The 15,452-nt window shown below is 47.3% G+C and carries 13 protein-coding genes and 1 tRNA gene; 13 read left to right on the top strand and 1 reads right to left on the bottom strand.

Annotated elements, in window-relative coordinates; translation table 11 throughout:
• Positions 1–61: 61 nt before the first annotated feature.
• The 10 genes from ABWH99_RS19640 to rplT all read left to right on the top strand — a co-directional run bounded on the left by ABWH99_RS19640 (position 62) and on the right by rplT (position 12,246).
• A complete protein-coding gene (locus ABWH99_RS19640) occupies positions 62–1,660 on the top strand; it encodes a sialate O-acetylesterase (protein WP_375583504.1) in 1,599 nt (532 codons plus the stop codon).
• Positions 1,661–1,756: 96 nt separating this feature from the next.
• Positions 1,757–2,260 carry a DNA topoisomerase IV gene (locus ABWH99_RS19635; RefSeq protein ID WP_375583503.1) on the top strand — a complete coding sequence of 168 codons (504 nt, stop codon included), beginning with the start codon at positions 1,757–1,759 and terminating at the stop codon, positions 2,258–2,260.
• 13 nt (positions 2,261–2,273) lie between these two features.
• Entirely contained in the window at positions 2,274–4,172 is a 1,899-nt protein-coding gene (locus ABWH99_RS19630; protein WP_375583502.1) for a DNA topoisomerase IV subunit B, read from the top strand.
• Positions 4,173–4,285: 113 nt separating this feature from the next.
• Positions 4,286–4,909, top strand: coding sequence for a SatD family protein (locus ABWH99_RS19625; RefSeq protein WP_375583501.1), 624 nt, complete (start codon positions 4,286–4,288; stop codon positions 4,907–4,909).
• Between the two features lie 323 nt (positions 4,910–5,232).
• The gene (locus ABWH99_RS19620; protein ID WP_375583500.1) at positions 5,233–7,848 is read left to right on the top strand and encodes a DNA gyrase/topoisomerase IV subunit A; all 2,616 of its coding nucleotides are present in this window, start codon (positions 5,233–5,235) and stop codon (positions 7,846–7,848) included.
• A 17-nt stretch (positions 7,849–7,865) separates the two neighbouring features.
• Entirely contained in the window at positions 7,866–8,543 is a 678-nt protein-coding gene (locus ABWH99_RS19615) for a TrmH family RNA methyltransferase (RefSeq protein ID WP_375583499.1), read from the top strand.
• Positions 8,544–8,992: 449 nt separating this feature from the next.
• Entirely contained in the window at positions 8,993–10,948 is a 1,956-nt protein-coding gene (thrS, locus tag ABWH99_RS19610) for a threonine--tRNA ligase (protein WP_375583498.1), read from the top strand.
• Positions 10,949–11,033: 85 nt separating this feature from the next.
• The gene (gene infC / locus ABWH99_RS19605) at positions 11,034–11,585 is read left to right on the top strand and encodes a translation initiation factor IF-3 (RefSeq protein WP_375583497.1); all 552 of its coding nucleotides are present in this window, start codon (positions 11,034–11,036) and stop codon (positions 11,583–11,585) included.
• A 22-nt stretch (positions 11,586–11,607) separates the two neighbouring features.
• A complete protein-coding gene (rpmI, locus tag ABWH99_RS19600) occupies positions 11,608–11,802 on the top strand; it encodes a 50S ribosomal protein L35 (protein WP_092175295.1) in 195 nt (64 codons plus the stop codon).
• Positions 11,803–11,901: 99 nt separating this feature from the next.
• The gene (gene rplT, locus ABWH99_RS19595) at positions 11,902–12,246 is read left to right on the top strand and encodes a 50S ribosomal protein L20 (RefSeq protein WP_375583496.1); all 345 of its coding nucleotides are present in this window, start codon (positions 11,902–11,904) and stop codon (positions 12,244–12,246) included.
• A 313-nt stretch (positions 12,247–12,559) separates the two neighbouring features.
• Here rplT and ABWH99_RS19590 read toward each other — a convergent pair.
• A tRNA-Met gene (locus ABWH99_RS19590) sits at positions 12,560–12,633 on the bottom strand.
• A 90-nt stretch (positions 12,634–12,723) separates the two neighbouring features.
• Between ABWH99_RS19590 and ABWH99_RS19585 the strand changes: the two genes are divergently transcribed.
• The 3 genes from ABWH99_RS19585 (at position 12,724) to rpsO (ending at position 15,393) form a co-directional block, all read left to right on the top strand.
• Entirely contained in the window at positions 12,724–13,125 is a 402-nt protein-coding gene (locus tag ABWH99_RS19585; RefSeq protein WP_375583495.1) for an START-like domain-containing protein, read from the top strand.
• A 72-nt stretch (positions 13,126–13,197) separates the two neighbouring features.
• A complete protein-coding gene (locus ABWH99_RS19580) occupies positions 13,198–15,054 on the top strand; it encodes an LptF/LptG family permease (RefSeq protein ID WP_375583494.1) in 1,857 nt (618 codons plus the stop codon).
• Positions 15,055–15,117: 63 nt separating this feature from the next.
• Positions 15,118–15,393, top strand: coding sequence for a 30S ribosomal protein S15 (gene rpsO / locus ABWH99_RS19575; protein ID WP_092175303.1), 276 nt, complete (start codon positions 15,118–15,120; stop codon positions 15,391–15,393).
• Positions 15,394–15,452: the final 59 nt, after the last annotated feature.

Here is a 15,452-nt window from a genome sequence, read left to right as displayed (position 1 = left end):
GAAAGATTTTCAGTATTCTTGGTTTGAAAATTGAAAGTAAGTACACCTGAAAATCCATTGTATGCGCCTGTCGATTAAACTACTATTGCTAATTTTTGCTACCTGTCAGCCAGTGGGGTTGCTCTCCGCGCAGCCAGCCCCGGAGAAGGATCTTGATATTTACCTGGCGATTGGGCAGTCCAATATGGCGGGTAGGGCCGTGGTTCCACCTGACCTTTCGGCACCGCTTGATGGGGTCTTTTTGTTTACCGGTGAGAATTGGGTTGCCGCCAGAAACCCACTCAATATCTACTCCAGCATCCGAAAAGACAGCGGAATGCAACGACTCAGCCCCAGCTACGGGTTTGCCAGAAAGATGGCAACGCTTCAGAAAAGCAAAAATCTGGGACTGGTCGTCAATGCCAAAGGTGGGAGTGCCATTGAGGAATGGATGCCCGGCACCCCTTTTTTCGAAGACATGCTGCTTCGTGTACGGCAGGCAACGAAGGATGGGACACTCCGTGGCGTGATTTGGCACCAGGGCGAGTCCAATGCGGGCAAACCTGAGGTGTACCTGAATCAGCTGGGGCATTTCATCACCGCCTTGCGGGATTCCCTGTCAATGCCTCATTTGCCTTTCGTCGCGGGTCAGCTTTCAGTGGACAAGGAACTGCGAAAGCCCTTTAACGAACAATTGCTTCAACTCCCGGAAAGGGTTCCGCACACTGCGGTGGTTCTTTCCTATGGCACAGCTACCTTTGATAGCACCCATTTTGACAGTCCCAGTCAGGTTTTGCTGGGGGAACGATACGCCGAAAAAATGAACCTACTTCTGCAAGAAAATCAGCACCAGCAAAGCTTCACGTTCGGGCTTATTGCTGACGTACAATACGCCGATGCAGCGACGGCAGGAAAACGCAACTACCGCGGTACGTTGAAGACACTGGAGCGGACCATTCCGTTTCTAAATGCATTCGAACCGGAATTTGTCCTAACACTTGGGGACCTGATCGATCGGGATTTTGAAAGTTTCGACGCCCCACTTGGTATCCTGGAAGGCGTCCATGCTCCCCTGCATCACGTTTGGGGCAATCACGACTTTTCTGTAGCCGATAACCTCAAAGCGAAGGTAGGCGAGAAGCTGGGAAATTCCACCGGTTACTATTCCTTCGAAAGAGGGAATTTGGTTTTTTTGGTAGTCAACGGAATGGACATTAGTCTGGAGGGGCACCCGGAGGGCAGCGAAAATTATCAAAAAGCCAGCGATTGGATGGCCCGGCTGGAATCATCGGGGGCCAACAACGCCAAACCCTGGAACGGAGGCATTGGCGAAGAGCAACTCGCATGGTTGGTTTCGAAAGTGAGTGAAGCCGAGAATTCCGGAAAAAAAGTATTGGTATTTTGCCACTACCCCTTGCTTCCTGAAAATGGACTTCACCTCCTGAACAGCCGGGAGGTATTGAGTAAAATTGGACGGTCACCTGCCTTGGTGGCCTGGTTTTCCGGACATCACCACGAGGGTAATTACGTACAGGATGCACAAGGCCTGCATCACCTCACGCTCCGCGGAATGGTGGAAGCCCAATCGCCGGTCCTCGGGGCCGCGGTTCGGGTCTACCCGGATAAAATGGTAATTCATGGCATAGGCGATGAAATGGACCGTGTGCTGGAATTCAGGTGATTACCCCGTGTAGGTAGCCATTTTCAGAAATGGATCTTGAAGTTTCCAAATTTCGTACTGGATAAATTTTTATATTAGCGATTTAAATAAAAAACCATGTACACCCGTTTTGCCAAAGTGTTTTATTTTCTTTCCCTGGGTTTGTTTCTGTTCCTACTTCTTTATGTCTATGCTTCGCTGCCCGACTTTGCGACCTATGCCGTAAATGACGCAGGCATGCCACTAAAGCAGGTCAGCAGAGACAGTTTCTTCTATGCCTCCATTGGGGTGTTTTTGGTCGTGAACCTGGCGTTGATCGTACCGGCGAAACTGATGGAAATGAAATTGAGCAATTCATTGAATCGCCTGTTTCCCGTCGGAGATGTTTACCGGGACAAGATGCTGGCCTGGCTGTTCTCCTTTATTGCCGTCGCGAACCTTGCCACAGCGGTATTGGTTTTTTATATTCATAGCATCAGCAATCAAAATGTGATCAGTAGTTCGGAGTACAACTTCTTTTTTTACCTGGCGCCGCTCTTGATGCTGGTGTGGGTAGTCTTTCTTTTTTACCTGATTGCCGGGAAAATAAAACAGGTGAAATCAGGAAACATCCTAAGTTGAAAAAAGGTACTTTATGGCAGCAAACGCAAATTACACGGAAGAAAGCATCAAATCCCTGGATTGGAAGGAGCACATTCGCCTGCGACCCGGGATGTATATCGGAAAATTGGGCGATGGCAGCGCGCAGGATGACGGAATATACGTATTGGTAAAGGAAATTCTGGACAATAGCATTGACGAACACATGATGGGGCATGGGCGCTCCATTGAGGTAAAGATCAGCGAACACAAGGTGGAAATCCGAGACTATGGCCGCGGCATTCCACTCGGGAAGGTGATCGATTGCGTATCGAAGATCAATACCGGGGGGAAATACGACTCCGGCGCCTTTCAAAAATCGGTGGGCCTGAACGGGGTGGGTACCAAAGCGGTAAATGCCCTATCGGAAAATTTCATGGTGCAGTCCTACCGGGAAGGGGAGTGCAAAGTGGCGAGGTTTCAAAAGGGGGAATTGATCGAGGATCGGAAAATCGAAAAAACCTCCGAGCGAAATGGTACCCGGATCGTGTTTTCGCCGGACGCAAGCATATTTAAAAATTACCATTTCATCCCCGAGTATCTTGAAAACCAGATTTGGAATTATGCCTTTCTCAACTCTGGGTTGACCATCAACTTCAATGGGGTGAAATATTTTTCCCAAAACGGCTTACTGGACCTACTGGACAGGAAAGTGGACGACGATAGCCGCAGGTACCCCATCATCCACCTGAAAGGAAACGATATCGAAATCGCCATTACTCACTCGAATCAATACGGTGAGGAATATTACTCCTTTGTCAACGGACAGTTTACCACACAGGGGGGCACCCACCTGGCTGCCTTTAGGGAGTCGATCGTAAAGTCGGTTAGGGATTTTTTCAAGAAAGACTACGATGCCGCCGATATCCGGCAGAGCGTGGTGGCAGCCATAGCCGTCCGGGTGCAGGAGCCAGTCTTTGAATCACAGACCAAGACCAAACTGGGTTCTCAGAGCGTGGGGCCGGACGGGCCAACGCTACGGACCTTTGTCAACGATTTTGTGAAGGTAGAACTGGACAATTATTTGCACCAGCATCCCGACACAGCCAATGCCTTGCTGAAGCGCATCCTTCAGTCAGAACGGGAGCGTAAGGAAATATCCGGCATAAAGAAACTGGCCAATGAACGGGCCAAAAAAGCAAACCTGCACAACAAAAAGCTACGGGACTGTCGCGTGCACTACGACGACCCGAAAGCAGATCCCGAGGTAAAAGACGGGACCATGCTCTTTATCACCGAGGGTGATTCCGCTTCGGGATCCATCACCAAATCCCGCAATGTACAGACCCAGGCGGTTTTTTCCCTGCGGGGCAAGCCTTTGAATTGCTACGCGATGACCAAAAAGGTGGTGTACGAAAACGAAGAGTTCAACCTGCTGCAGCATGCCTTGAATATCGAAGACGGCATCGAAAGCCTGCGGTACCGAAAGATCGTAATTGCCACAGACGCCGATGTAGACGGCATGCATATACGGCTATTGATCATGACGTATTTTCTTCAGTTTTTTCCCGATTTGGTTAAAAACGGTCATTTATACATCCTGGACACCCCACTTTTTCGCGTACGAAACAAAAAGGAAACCATTTACTGCTATACCGACGAGGAGCGGCAGCGGGCCATCCACAAGTTGGGGAAAGCCGCCGAAATCACACGTTTCAAAGGCTTGGGCGAAATATCACCCGAAGAATTCGGAACGTTTATCGGGGAGGATATTCGTCTGGAACCCATCATTCTCAACAAGGAAACCAAAATCGCGGACCTGTTAAGTTTTTATATGGGAAAAAACACCCCGAACAGGCAAACCTTTATCATTGATAATCTGAAGATTGAAAAGGACATAGTTTTCGATGACCCTGCGGTAAAGGCTGCTGAAGAAGAGACCGAAACGGTTTGAAGCTTGGGTATTTTTTAATGGGATACCACTTATTTATTTCATATTTTGTGAAATAAATTGATCTATTTCATATTTTGTGAAATAAAGTTTATTTTTGTCAAAAATGAAGTGATATGAACTATGTCCTGATGGCAGATATTATCGGGAGCGGTGAGTCTTCTGACCTATCTAAATTAGCCAGGTCTTTTGCGGATTTAGTGGAAAAATGTAATACAGCTAACCAAAAGGAATTGATCTCTCCACTGACCATTACATTGGGAGACGAATTTCAGGGAATTGCAAGAAGTGAGTGTTCGATTTACAAAATAATCACATGGATAGAAGAAAATAAGTGGAGGGTGGATGTGGAGATACCCTTAAGGTACACGGTTGAACTGGGGGTAATTGAAACAGAGATAAATACGGAAATAGCTTATGGTATGATGGGGCCTGCTTTGACTGAAGCGAGAGAAAGTATGATAACGTTGAAGGATAAGGGTGAATTTCTTGCTCTTGGTGGAGATATTGAGGATAAGGAGTTGAAACAAATTCAATTTAACCTATACCTGTCCTATGTAAGAAATTGGCATTGGAGAGATAAAGTTTTAATTTCCAACTTATTGGAGTTGAAAGATTATAAATTGGTAGCAGAAAGGATAAAAAAGACCAGGTCGTTGGTTTGGAAAAGAAATAAAACGTTGGGGATGGATAATTATTTTAAATTAAAAAGGTCTTTGGAAATCCTGTTATGTCGGTAAAATTTCTTTGTATTCTATTAGCCACCTATTTTTTCCTCGGAATTCGTGGCGTTTTGGATATTTCTGATGCTCAGGAAGAAATTTATACAAAAGGGGTTTTCTCTGAGGCCAATGATATTAGGAGTTTTAGAACGATTATTTCTTTATGTAGGTCTAATCCAGGGTGTTGAACAATCCCTTATTTTATTTGGAGCTTTAAAAATTGGTACAAGGATTAAAAATGAAGAAGATAAGATTTCTAACGATTATTTTCTGGTTGGGAATATTGTCTCGGTTTTATTGGTGTTTACTACCATAGCTATTTGGAATTGTTTGAATAAATTATGAGTGATAACGATACGAACCCCGAAAACGGGGACAAGAGCTTACACGATTCGATTCCGGTTACCGGAATGTACAAGGACTGGTTTTTAGATTACGCTTCCTACGTGATTTTGGAACGAGCCGTCCCAGCCATCGAAGACGGGTTTAAGCCCGTGCAGCGGCGGATTCTTCATGCCATGAAGGAAATGGACGATGGAAGGTTCAACAAAGTAGCCAATATCATCGGCCAATCCATGCAGTACCATCCGCACGGAGATGCCTCCATTGGCGATGCCATCGTCAACCTGGGCCAAAAGGATTTGCTGATCGAAACACAGGGCAACTGGGGAGACGTGCGCACCGGCGATGGAGCTGCTGCGGCACGGTACATTGAGGCCCGGCTATCCAAGTTTGCGCTGGAGGTGGTGTTTAATCCACAAACCACCGAATGGCAACTGTCCTACGACGGTAGGAAAAAAGAGCCGGTCACCTTACCGGTGAAGTTTCCCTTGCTATTGGCGCAGGGAGTGGAGGGGATTGCCGTGGGCTTGAGCACCAAAATACTTCCCCACAATTTTTGCGAGTTGATCGAAGGGTCCATTCAAATCCTGAAAGGGAAGAAAACCAACCTACTTCCCGATTTTAATACCGGGGGGCTGGCGGATTTCTCCGAATACAACGAAGGACTCCGCGGAGGACGCATTAAGGTACGGGCAAGGATCGAAGAGGAGGACAATAAAACCCTCCTGATCAAAGACATCCCATACGGAACCACCACTAACTCCGTGATCGAATCCATCATCAAAGCCAACGATAAAGGGAAGATCAAAATCAAGAAAGTGGTGGACAACACCGCCAAAGACGTGGAAATTCAGGTGCAATTGGCACCTGGGCAGTCTCCCAACATGACCATCGATGCCCTGTATGCCTTCACCGACTGTGAGGTCAGCATTTCTCCCAATGCCTGTGTGATCATTGATGAGAAGCCTGTTTTCCTGACCGTAAACCAGATTTTGGCGTACAATACCCGGCAAACCAAGGCCTTGCTAAACCGCGAGCTGGAAATCCGAAAGGGGGAGTTGATGGAAAAGTTGCTGTTTTCTTCCCTGGAAAAGATATTTATAGAAAATCGAATTTATCGGGATATCGAGGAATGCGAGACCTGGGAAGCGGTTATTGCCACCATCGATCGGGGATTAGACCCCTTCAAACCGGACTTTTACCGGGAAATCACCCGGGACGATATTGTCCGCCTCACGGAAATCAAGATCAAGCGTATTTCAAAATTTGACACCTTCAAGGCGGATGAATTGATGCGAAAGCTTCAAGAGGAGCTGGAGGAAGTAAACCATCACCTCGAAAACCTCACCGATTACGCCATTCAGTATTACAAGAACCTGCTGAGCAAATACGGGAAGGGCAGAGAACGAAAGACCGAAATACGGACCTTTGATACCATTTCCGCGAACGTGGTGGCCGCAAACAACGCCAAATTGTGCATCAATCGGGCCGATGGATTTATAGGATACGGGTTGAAAAAAGATGAGTTCATCTGCGATTGCTCCGACTTGGACGACATCATTGTCTTCCGCAAAGACGGGATTTGCCTGGTCACGAAAATTCAAGACAAAGTGTTTGTCGGTAAGGATATCATCCATGCGGCCGTTTTCCGAAAAGGGGACGAACGGATGGTATATAACCTGGTCTACCTGGAGGGAGCTTCCGGACGGGCCATGATCAAGCGCTTTCAGGTATTGAGCGTGACCCGCGATCGGGAATACGTGCTTACCAAAGGCACGAAAGGCTCCCGCGTATTGTATTTTACGGCCAATGCCAACGGCGAAGCCGAAATCATCACCGTCTATCTGACCGCAGGCAGCAAGGCACGCGTTAAGGTATTTGATTTCGACTTCAAGGACATTGAGATCAAGGGTCGGGGCGCCCAGGGAAACATTCTAACCAAGTATCCTGTCCGGAAGATCCAGCTAAAGATGGAAGGCGTGTCCACCTTGGGGGGCCTGGACATCTACTACGATCCGGCCGTGGGTCGGCTCAATACCGATGAGCGGGGCAAATGGGTAGGCAATTTTCTGGGAGAAGACAAGATCGTTGCTTTTTTCAAGGATGGCAGCTATGAGTTGACCAATTTTGAACTGACCAACCGATACGATCAGGAAAACTTGCAACACATCGAAAAATTTGATCCGGAAAAAGTAGTCTCGGCGATCTATTTCGATGGCGTTAGTAAAAACCATTACGTCAAGCGTTTTTTGATTGAAACGTCCACCTTGAACAAGAAATTTAATTTCATCTCTGACCACAAGAAGTCCCGCCTGACGGTGGTCACCACGGAGGAACAACCGCAAGTCAAGGTGAAACTCCAGAAAGGCAAGGAAGTCGAGGAAAACGTGTACGACATGGACATACTGATCGATGTGAAAGGCTGGCGGGCTGTCGGTAACCGGCTGAGTACCCATACGGTAAAAGCCGTAGAATTGGTGGCATCACCGAAAAAGAAACGGGACAGTCCCGAAAACAACTTGTCCGTAGGATCCACCGTCAAATTTGATCTGAAAAAAAAGGGTGAGGGGGACGATGGCGAGGATGAGGACAAAGAACAATTGGGTTTGTTTTAGGCTGGAATGGCAAATCGATGGACCTGAAAGCAGAGGATTTGGCTTTTTTTCATTACCTGAAGAAATTCATCACCCCTCATAAGCAAGCGGTAATTGAAAGGGTTTTGTGCAAACGAACCCGTTTTTTCTCCCTTGTCCTGGAAAATATCTACAAACCACACAACGCCTCCGCTGTAGTGCGCACGGCGGATTGCTTTGGTATTCAGGACCTGCACGTCATTGAAAAAGAGCCGGGTTATAAAATTAATCCTTACGTCAGCCGGGGGGCGGGGCAGTGGGTGGATATCCACCGGCACCTGGCTACCGACCGTGCGGGTGTGGAAGCATGCTTCGACTTACTCCGAAAAAAAGGCTACACAATCTTTGTTACCAGCCCGCAGCAGGCTGGTAGCATTCCGCTAGCGGATCTGCATCCCAACCAGCCTATTGCCCTGGTTTTCGGAAACGAGCATGAGGGCGTCAGCGAGGCCGCAAAAAAAGCTGCAGATGGATTGGTGCACATTCCCATGAGTGGCTTTACTGAAAGTTTTAATATTTCTGTCAGTGCGGCCATTTGCCTGTATGCGTTGCAGCAGAAATTACCCGGGCAGCAAGCTCCTGAACTTGACGAATCGGAAAAAATGGAAATACGGTACCGCTGGTACCAGCAGCTGGTAAAAAATATCGAAGCCCATCGAAGGGAGTTTTTTCGTTAGTCACCCGCTTGTTCGTTCGGTTGCACAGGCCGAAATACCGGACTTATGACCGGATCGGGTGTACGGGCTGACGCAAAACCTGGGCTCAACCACAGGCATAACCCGTATAGGGGTAGGTTTGGCAAAGGGGGCAGGCACATCTTCATGCCTTCCCGGGCTGGGTTGGCTGGTTGGTTTTCCAGCTACCCTGCGGGAGGAAAGTGCTAGGGAAGTTCCTTTATCCGGTAAACGAAATCAGGCCAGGAGATTTCCTTCGTATCCGCTTTTGTCGTTCGCATCGGGTCTGTCGCGTAGCAGATCTGTTGTAAATCAGACCACCTTTTGCGGCTTTCGTTCCTTTCCGGGGATAAGCCCGGTTTCTCCTTTTTTTTACCCTTACGAATGTGCATATTTGCAGTCCGTTACAAGACACCTGTTTGTAAAGGTGAAAACAAATCGAAAGCGCGCGCATGTCACAAATTGAAAATGAAATCAATGTAACCTTTCCCGATCGCTCGGTCCGGGTTTTTGAAAAAGGGGTCACCAGTCTGGATATTGCCTTGAGCATCAGTGAAGGGCTGGCCCGAAACGTCCTGGCTGCAAAGGTCGACGGGGAAATCTGGGACGCCACCCGCCCCATACACAAGGACGTCAGTATTGCCCTTCTTACCTGGAACGACAAGGAGGGGAAATCTACGTTTTGGCATTCCTCTGCTCACCTGCTGGCCGAGGCTCTGGAGGCACTGTACCCCGGAATCAAGTTTGGTATTGGGCCGCCAATCGAGCAGGGCTTTTATTACGACGTGGATTTTGGAGAGCGAACGCTGGAGGGGGCAGAACTGGAAAAAATTGAAGCCAAAATGGTGGAACTTGCCCGTCAGAAAAATGCCTACATCCGTAGTGAGATTTCCAAGCAGGACGCCGTGGAATATTACCAAAAGAAGGGGGATGAATACAAGTTGGATCTACTTGAGCGACTGGAGGATGGCAGCATCACGTTTTACAAGCAGGGGGAGTTTACCGATCTTTGCCGCGGGCCCCATATCCCGCACACTGGGTTTGTAAAGGCCGTCAAGTTGCTAAACATTGCCGGGGCGTACTGGCGAGGGGACGAGCAAAACAAAATGCTGACCCGTATTTACGGCATTACCTTTCCCAAAGCCAAGGAGCTGAAGGAATACCTGGAAATGCTGGAGGAAGCCAAAAAGAGAGACCACAGAAAGCTGGGAAGGGAATTGGAGTTATTTACTTTTTCGGAAAAGGTAGGGATGGGCCTGCCCCTATGGTTGCCTAAGGGAACGCTGCTTCGGGAACGCCTCGTTAGCTTTTTAAAAAAAGAGCAGGACCATTCGGGCTATCAGCAGGTGATCACCCCGCATATCGGTCACAAAGCCCTGTACGAAACTTCCGGCCATTACGAAAAATACGGCAAAGATTCCTTTCAGCCCATTACTACACCACACGAGGGAGAGGAATTTTTACTCAAGCCGATGAATTGTCCCCACCATTGCGAGATATACAAAAGCAAACCCCGGTCCTACAAGGACTTACCGGTGCGGTATGCCGAATTTGGCACCGTATACCGGTACGAGCAAAGTGGGGAGCTGCATGGATTGACTCGCGTACGCGGATTTACACAGGACGACGCGCATATCTTTTGCAGGCAGGATCAGGTGAAGGAAGAGTTTATCAAAGTCATAGATTTGGTCCTGTACGTATTTAAGGCCTTGGGATTCGAAAACTATACGGCACAGATTTCGCTGCGTGATCCGGAGAATGGCGAAAAGTACATCGGTGAGGAAGCCGCATGGAACAAGGCCGAGGCCGCGATCATAGAAGCTGCCGGGGAGAAAGGGCTACAGACCGTCACCGAGCTGGGAGAGGCCGCTTTTTATGGGCCAAAATTGGACTTTATGGTTCGCGATGCACTGGGAAGAAGCTGGCAATTAGGTACCATTCAGGTGGATTACCAGTTGCCCGAACGTTTTGAGTTGGAGTACACCGGCTCTGACAACCAAAAACATCGCCCGGTGATGATCCACCGGGCACCTTTTGGCTCCCTGGAACGTTTCGTGGCGGTATTGATTGAGCATTGTGCGGGCAACTTTCCCTTGTGGCTAGCCCCCGAGCAGTTGGTCATTCTTCCCATTTCCGAGAAATTTGCTGATTACGCCGAACAGGTGAAACTGTTGTTGGCCGATCAGGGGATTACCGGCGAAGTCGATCACCGGGACGAAAAGATCGGGCGAAAGATCCGGGATGCTGAGGTCAAGAAAATCCCGTTTATGGTGATTGTCGGAGAGAAAGAACAGGAAGAAAACCGGATTTCCCTGCGCAAACACGGGGAGGGAGACAAAGGCAGTTTTAAGCTGGAAGCCTTTGTGGAGTACTTCCAGGGAATCATTCAGGAATCATTGAATAAATAACGGTATAATAATTTGCTGATTTTTAATATTTAAAAAATTATTAGATATTTGCAGATTGAAACTTTAAACGACAACCATAACTATTTTGAGAGGAAAAAGAACGTATACTCCGAGACAAGAGGAGCCATATAGGGTAAATTCAAAAATCAGGGCCCGAGAAGTGAGGGTTGTGGGGGATTTTGTAGAAGGTGGAAACGCCGTCATGCCGACGGACAAAGCCATCGCACTTGCCCAGGATAATGGTCTTGATCTCGTGGAAATTTCTCCTTCCGCTGCTCCACCCGTTTGTAAGGTGATTGATTATGCCAAGTTCAAATACGAACAAAAGAAAAAGCAGAAAGAAATCAAATCCAATGCAGCAAAAACAGTAGTTAAGGAAATACGGTTCGGTCCCAATACGGACGACCATGATTTTGATTTTAAACTAAAACACGCCATTAATTTTCTCAAGGATGGCGCGAAAGTCAAAGCCTACGTACATTTTGTGGGACGAACCATAGTGTTTAAAGAGCGCGGAGAAATGTTGCTGTTGAAATTTGCCCAGGCCCTTGAGGATTACGGGCAGGTGGAGCAGCTCCCCAAGATGGAGGGAAAGCGGATGAATATCTTCGTATCTCCCAAGGCAGGAAAGAAATAAATTAACTAATAGATAGAGGGTAATGCCAAAAGTAAAAACCAAATCAAGTGCAAAGAAAAGGTTCAAGCTTTCTGCCACCGGAAAAATCCGAAGAAAGCATGCATTTAAAAGCCACATTCTGACCAAAAAGTCTACAAAACGGAAACGAAACCTTACCAAGTGGGGGGTCGTTCACGAAACGGACGAGGGACGAGTAAAAGCAATGCTACGAATCTAATCCATTCCATTCAGGTTATTTAATTCAAACCAGGCCTTTGGTTGAGCAAGACTTGCCAGCAAAAGCAGCAAGCGCCAACGGCCAAAATCGAAAACAATCATGCCAAGATCGGTAAATGCAGTGGCTTCCAGAGCCAGAAGAAAAAAAGTTTTAAAAGCGACCAAAGGCTATTTTGGACGAGGAAAAAATGTCTGGACGGTAGCTAAAAACAAGTACGAAAAAGGCCTTCAGTATGCCTACAGGGACAGAAAAGTTAAGAAAAGGGAATTCCGCGCTCTGTGGATTCAACGTATCAATGCGGGTGCCCGACAGTACGGAATCAGCTATTCCCAGTTCATGGGTATGCTTAAAAAATCCAGCATTGACTTAAATCGAAAAGTACTGGCCGATTTGGCCATGAATCACCCGGATGCTTTCAAAGCAGTGGTGGAAAAAGTAAAATAAATCCGATGGTAACCGGATACAAAGAAACCCTCGCACGAGGGTTTTTTTGTATCCGGTAATTGCTTACAAGCTTTACTTTTTTGAAAATTTCAGTATATTACTTTTCGATAGGTCGAACGGATACGGGTATCCGTAGGAAGAGTGGTAGTGGAGTCAAAAATAGCCATGTTCAGTGAAGGAACAGGGAAAGGCCAATTGGCTGAAATTGAAATCCGGGAAATTTTGTAAAAAGGGATAGTAGCAACCATCCTACCGGCCTCTTGCAAATCCGGCGGGCTAAAAAAAAGGTCTCATGTGTGAGACCTCTTGCCTGTAGCGAGGAGGGGAGTTGAACCCCTGACCTCAGGGTTATGAATCCTGCGCTCTAACCATCTGAGCTACCTCGCCGAATGGGAATGCAAATATGTGAGGATAATCCTTGAATTGCAAATTGAATACCTAAAAAAAATACTTTTTACAACCAGAAACAGAATGGCCATGCAGAAAATTAAGTTTGTTTCAGACTACCAGATCAATACATCGAAAAAGATAATTTATCCCTATCTAAGTACTGCCAGCGGGCTGGCCCAGTGGTTTGCAGACGATGTGGTCATCAACGAAGACAAGGTATACAACTTTATTTACGATGGAGAAAACCATTACGCACGTCCGGTGATCATGCGTACCAATCACCATGTAAAATTTGAATTTTTTGATCCTTCGGATGAGGACGAAGCGGATACCGATAACCCCTTTATTGAGTTCAAGCTGGACGAAAACGAACTTACACAGACCTTCTACCTACGGGTCATCGAATACGGAGACGCGTACGACGAACAGGAACAGCGGTCGATCTGGGAAGGTCTGATCAATGGCTTGAAGGAAATAATCGGCGGATAAGCGGGAAAAATATTCCAATTTGTGACATAATATGCTCAATTTTGTTTCGTCTTTAAAGAAGAAAGACGTTTCATGAAAAAATTAGATAAACTCATCCTGGGGTCTTTTCTGGGTCCCTTTCTCCTGACATTCATCGTCGTAGATTTTATTCTGCTGACGGTAAACATGCTCAAGTATTTTGACGAAATATTTGGGAAGGATCTGCCCTTTGCGGTATACATGGAGTTGATTGGGTATTTCGTGATCAGCATTTCTCCCATGGCACTTCCTTTGGCGGTCCTTCTTTCCTCCCTGATGACCTTCGGTAATCTGGGGGAGCATTTTGAATTGACGGCTATCAAAAGCAGTGGCATATCCCTGCTTCGTGCCCTGCTTCCCATTGGCGTTTTTGTGGTATTTTTGTCGGTTTTTGCTTATTTATCGAACAACTACCTGGTACCGCGGGTAAACCTGAAAACCTTTAGCTTACTGTACGACATTCGCAAAAAATCACCCGCATTGGATATCAAGGAGGGGGTCTTTTACAACGGCATCCCCAATTACAGCATCAAGGTAAACCGAAAGTTGGACGAGGTGCGCCTGGAAGACGTATTGATTTACGACCATACCCGGGGGCAGGGAAACCTTCACCTCATCACGGCTGATTCGGGCCGGATGGAACCCTTTTTTAATGAACGCTACATGATGCTTACCCTGTACCATGGCAATAGCTACCAGGAAGGGCAAAGTCAGCGCGGCATCAAGGACAAACCAGTGGCTTTTAGCAGAACCCAGTTTGAGACCAACCAAATGGTCTTCAGCCTGGATGCGTTTGATATGAAAAGGACTCCGGAAAACCTCTGGTCCAATAGTAAATCCATCAAAAATATCGGTGAAATCCGGGTGGATCTGGACTCCATGGACCGGGAGCTGAATCACTGGTACTTTTTTAATTTTGCAAATACGGAAGCCTCGTACAATTACTTTGGCAGGAATCGGGAGTTGGATCCGCCACAGGCAATCGTGGATAAGAAAAACGAATCCGATTCGCTTCGGAATTTAAAATACAAGGAGGAGAATGAAAACGCTGAAAACGGTCTTCCGATCACGGGGACCGGGACTAACGGCGATACCACTTCAAGTTCACCGGCATTGGGCAGGCCCGGAGTAGATTCATCCCTGGTAGAGAGGAGCTCGCAAAGGAATGACAATGCATCGAACGGGCAGCAAGGTAATTCACCGGATACAGCCGCTACCCAAAACCGGGGGCGAGCGGCCCGTTCCGGCGAGGTGGATAGCGTTCGAACCGGTACCTTGGCTGCTGAAAAACCGGGGAGGTCCGGCCCCGATCTGCGGCGCATCAATCAAAACGCTGCTGCAAATATACCGGAAAAGCCTGCACCGGTACTCAGCCTTAGCCCAGCCCAGCAAAAAACCTTGGATTCGCTGCGCAACACGCCTCGTTACCAAACGTCGCAAGCTACGGTAGGGCTGACCGCTGCCCGGAACATCAAAAATAATTTTACCACTAACAAGGCCCGTATTGAAGAGGTGGAGCGAAATTATCGGGTGTTTAAAGTTGCCTGGTACCAGAAGTATACCCAGTCGTTGGCGTGTTTTGTCTTGTTTATGATCGGTGCTCCCTTAGGCGCCATTATTAAGAAAGGTGGTTTGGGCATGCCGGTGCTTCTGTCCATTATCTTCTTCATCATGTATTACATGCTGACCATCACGGGAGAAAAGTGGGCGAAAGAAGGGATGTCGGATACCCTGTTTGGTACGTTCTTCTCTAATTTGGCCTTGATTCCCTTCGGCTTGTTCTTTCTGCGGCAGGCCAGAAAAGACGCCCGGTTGTTTGAACCGGATTTTTATCAGGGGATTTGGGATAAAGTGGTAAAGGTAGCCGGGCGGTTTCGGCCCCAAAAAAAGTTAAAAGAAGATATTTTATAAATTGGAATAAAACAGCTACCTTTGTCTCTGTTTTAAAAAAATTACCATCATATTTGACTAAGCATGTATTTAGCGAAAGAAGAGAAAGTAGAACTATTCAAGAATCATGGTCGGTTGAAGTCAGAGGTGGATACGGGCTCTCCCGAATCACAAATTGCCCTGTTTACCTACAGGATCAAGCACCTGACCGAACATTTGAAGACCAACAAAAAAGATCATTCATCCCGAAAAGGGCTTTTGAAATTGGTAGGTAAGCGAAGGCGTCTGCTGAATTACCTGGTGAAGATCGACATCGAGCGCTACAGGGCTGTGATTGCAGACCTGGGTATCCGTAAATAACAACACGTGGGGTTCCCTGTAGTAGGGAACCTTACTTTTTTACTACCTCCTAGTATTAA

Origin of the sequence: Cyclobacterium xiamenense (assembly GCF_042140265.1) — a bacterium.
GTDB lineage: Bacteria > Bacteroidota > Bacteroidia > Cytophagales > Cyclobacteriaceae > Cyclobacterium > Cyclobacterium xiamenense_A.
The sequence above is the reverse complement of the archived record's forward strand: the minus strand, read 5'-3'. Positions and strand labels throughout refer to the sequence as shown.

Bases quoted from the DNA above. Each gene is read 5' to 3' on its own strand.
- ABWH99_RS19640 (WP_375583504.1), top strand. From the start codon at position 62: ATGCGCCTGTCGATTAAACTACTATTGCTAATTTTTGCTACCTGTCAG.
- ABWH99_RS19635 (WP_375583503.1), top strand. From the start codon at position 1,757: ATGTACACCCGTTTTGCCAAAGTGTTTTATTTTCTTTCCCTGGGTTTG.
- ABWH99_RS19630 (WP_375583502.1), top strand. From the start codon at position 2,274: ATGGCAGCAAACGCAAATTACACGGAAGAAAGCATCAAATCCCTGGAT.
- ABWH99_RS19625 (WP_375583501.1), top strand. From the start codon at position 4,286: ATGAACTATGTCCTGATGGCAGATATTATCGGGAGCGGTGAGTCTTCT.
- ABWH99_RS19620 (WP_375583500.1), top strand. From the start codon at position 5,233: ATGAGTGATAACGATACGAACCCCGAAAACGGGGACAAGAGCTTACAC.
- ABWH99_RS19615 (WP_375583499.1), top strand. From the start codon at position 7,866: ATGGACCTGAAAGCAGAGGATTTGGCTTTTTTTCATTACCTGAAGAAA.
- thrS (WP_375583498.1), top strand. From the start codon at position 8,993: ATGTCACAAATTGAAAATGAAATCAATGTAACCTTTCCCGATCGCTCG.
- rpmI (WP_092175295.1), top strand. From the start codon at position 11,608: ATGCCAAAAGTAAAAACCAAATCAAGTGCAAAGAAAAGGTTCAAGCTT.
- rplT (WP_375583496.1), top strand. From the start codon at position 11,902: ATGCCAAGATCGGTAAATGCAGTGGCTTCCAGAGCCAGAAGAAAAAAA.
- ABWH99_RS19585 (WP_375583495.1), top strand. From the start codon at position 12,724: ATGCAGAAAATTAAGTTTGTTTCAGACTACCAGATCAATACATCGAAA.
- ABWH99_RS19580 (WP_375583494.1), top strand. From the start codon at position 13,198: ATGAAAAAATTAGATAAACTCATCCTGGGGTCTTTTCTGGGTCCCTTT.
- rpsO (WP_092175303.1), top strand. From the start codon at position 15,118: ATGTATTTAGCGAAAGAAGAGAAAGTAGAACTATTCAAGAATCATGGT.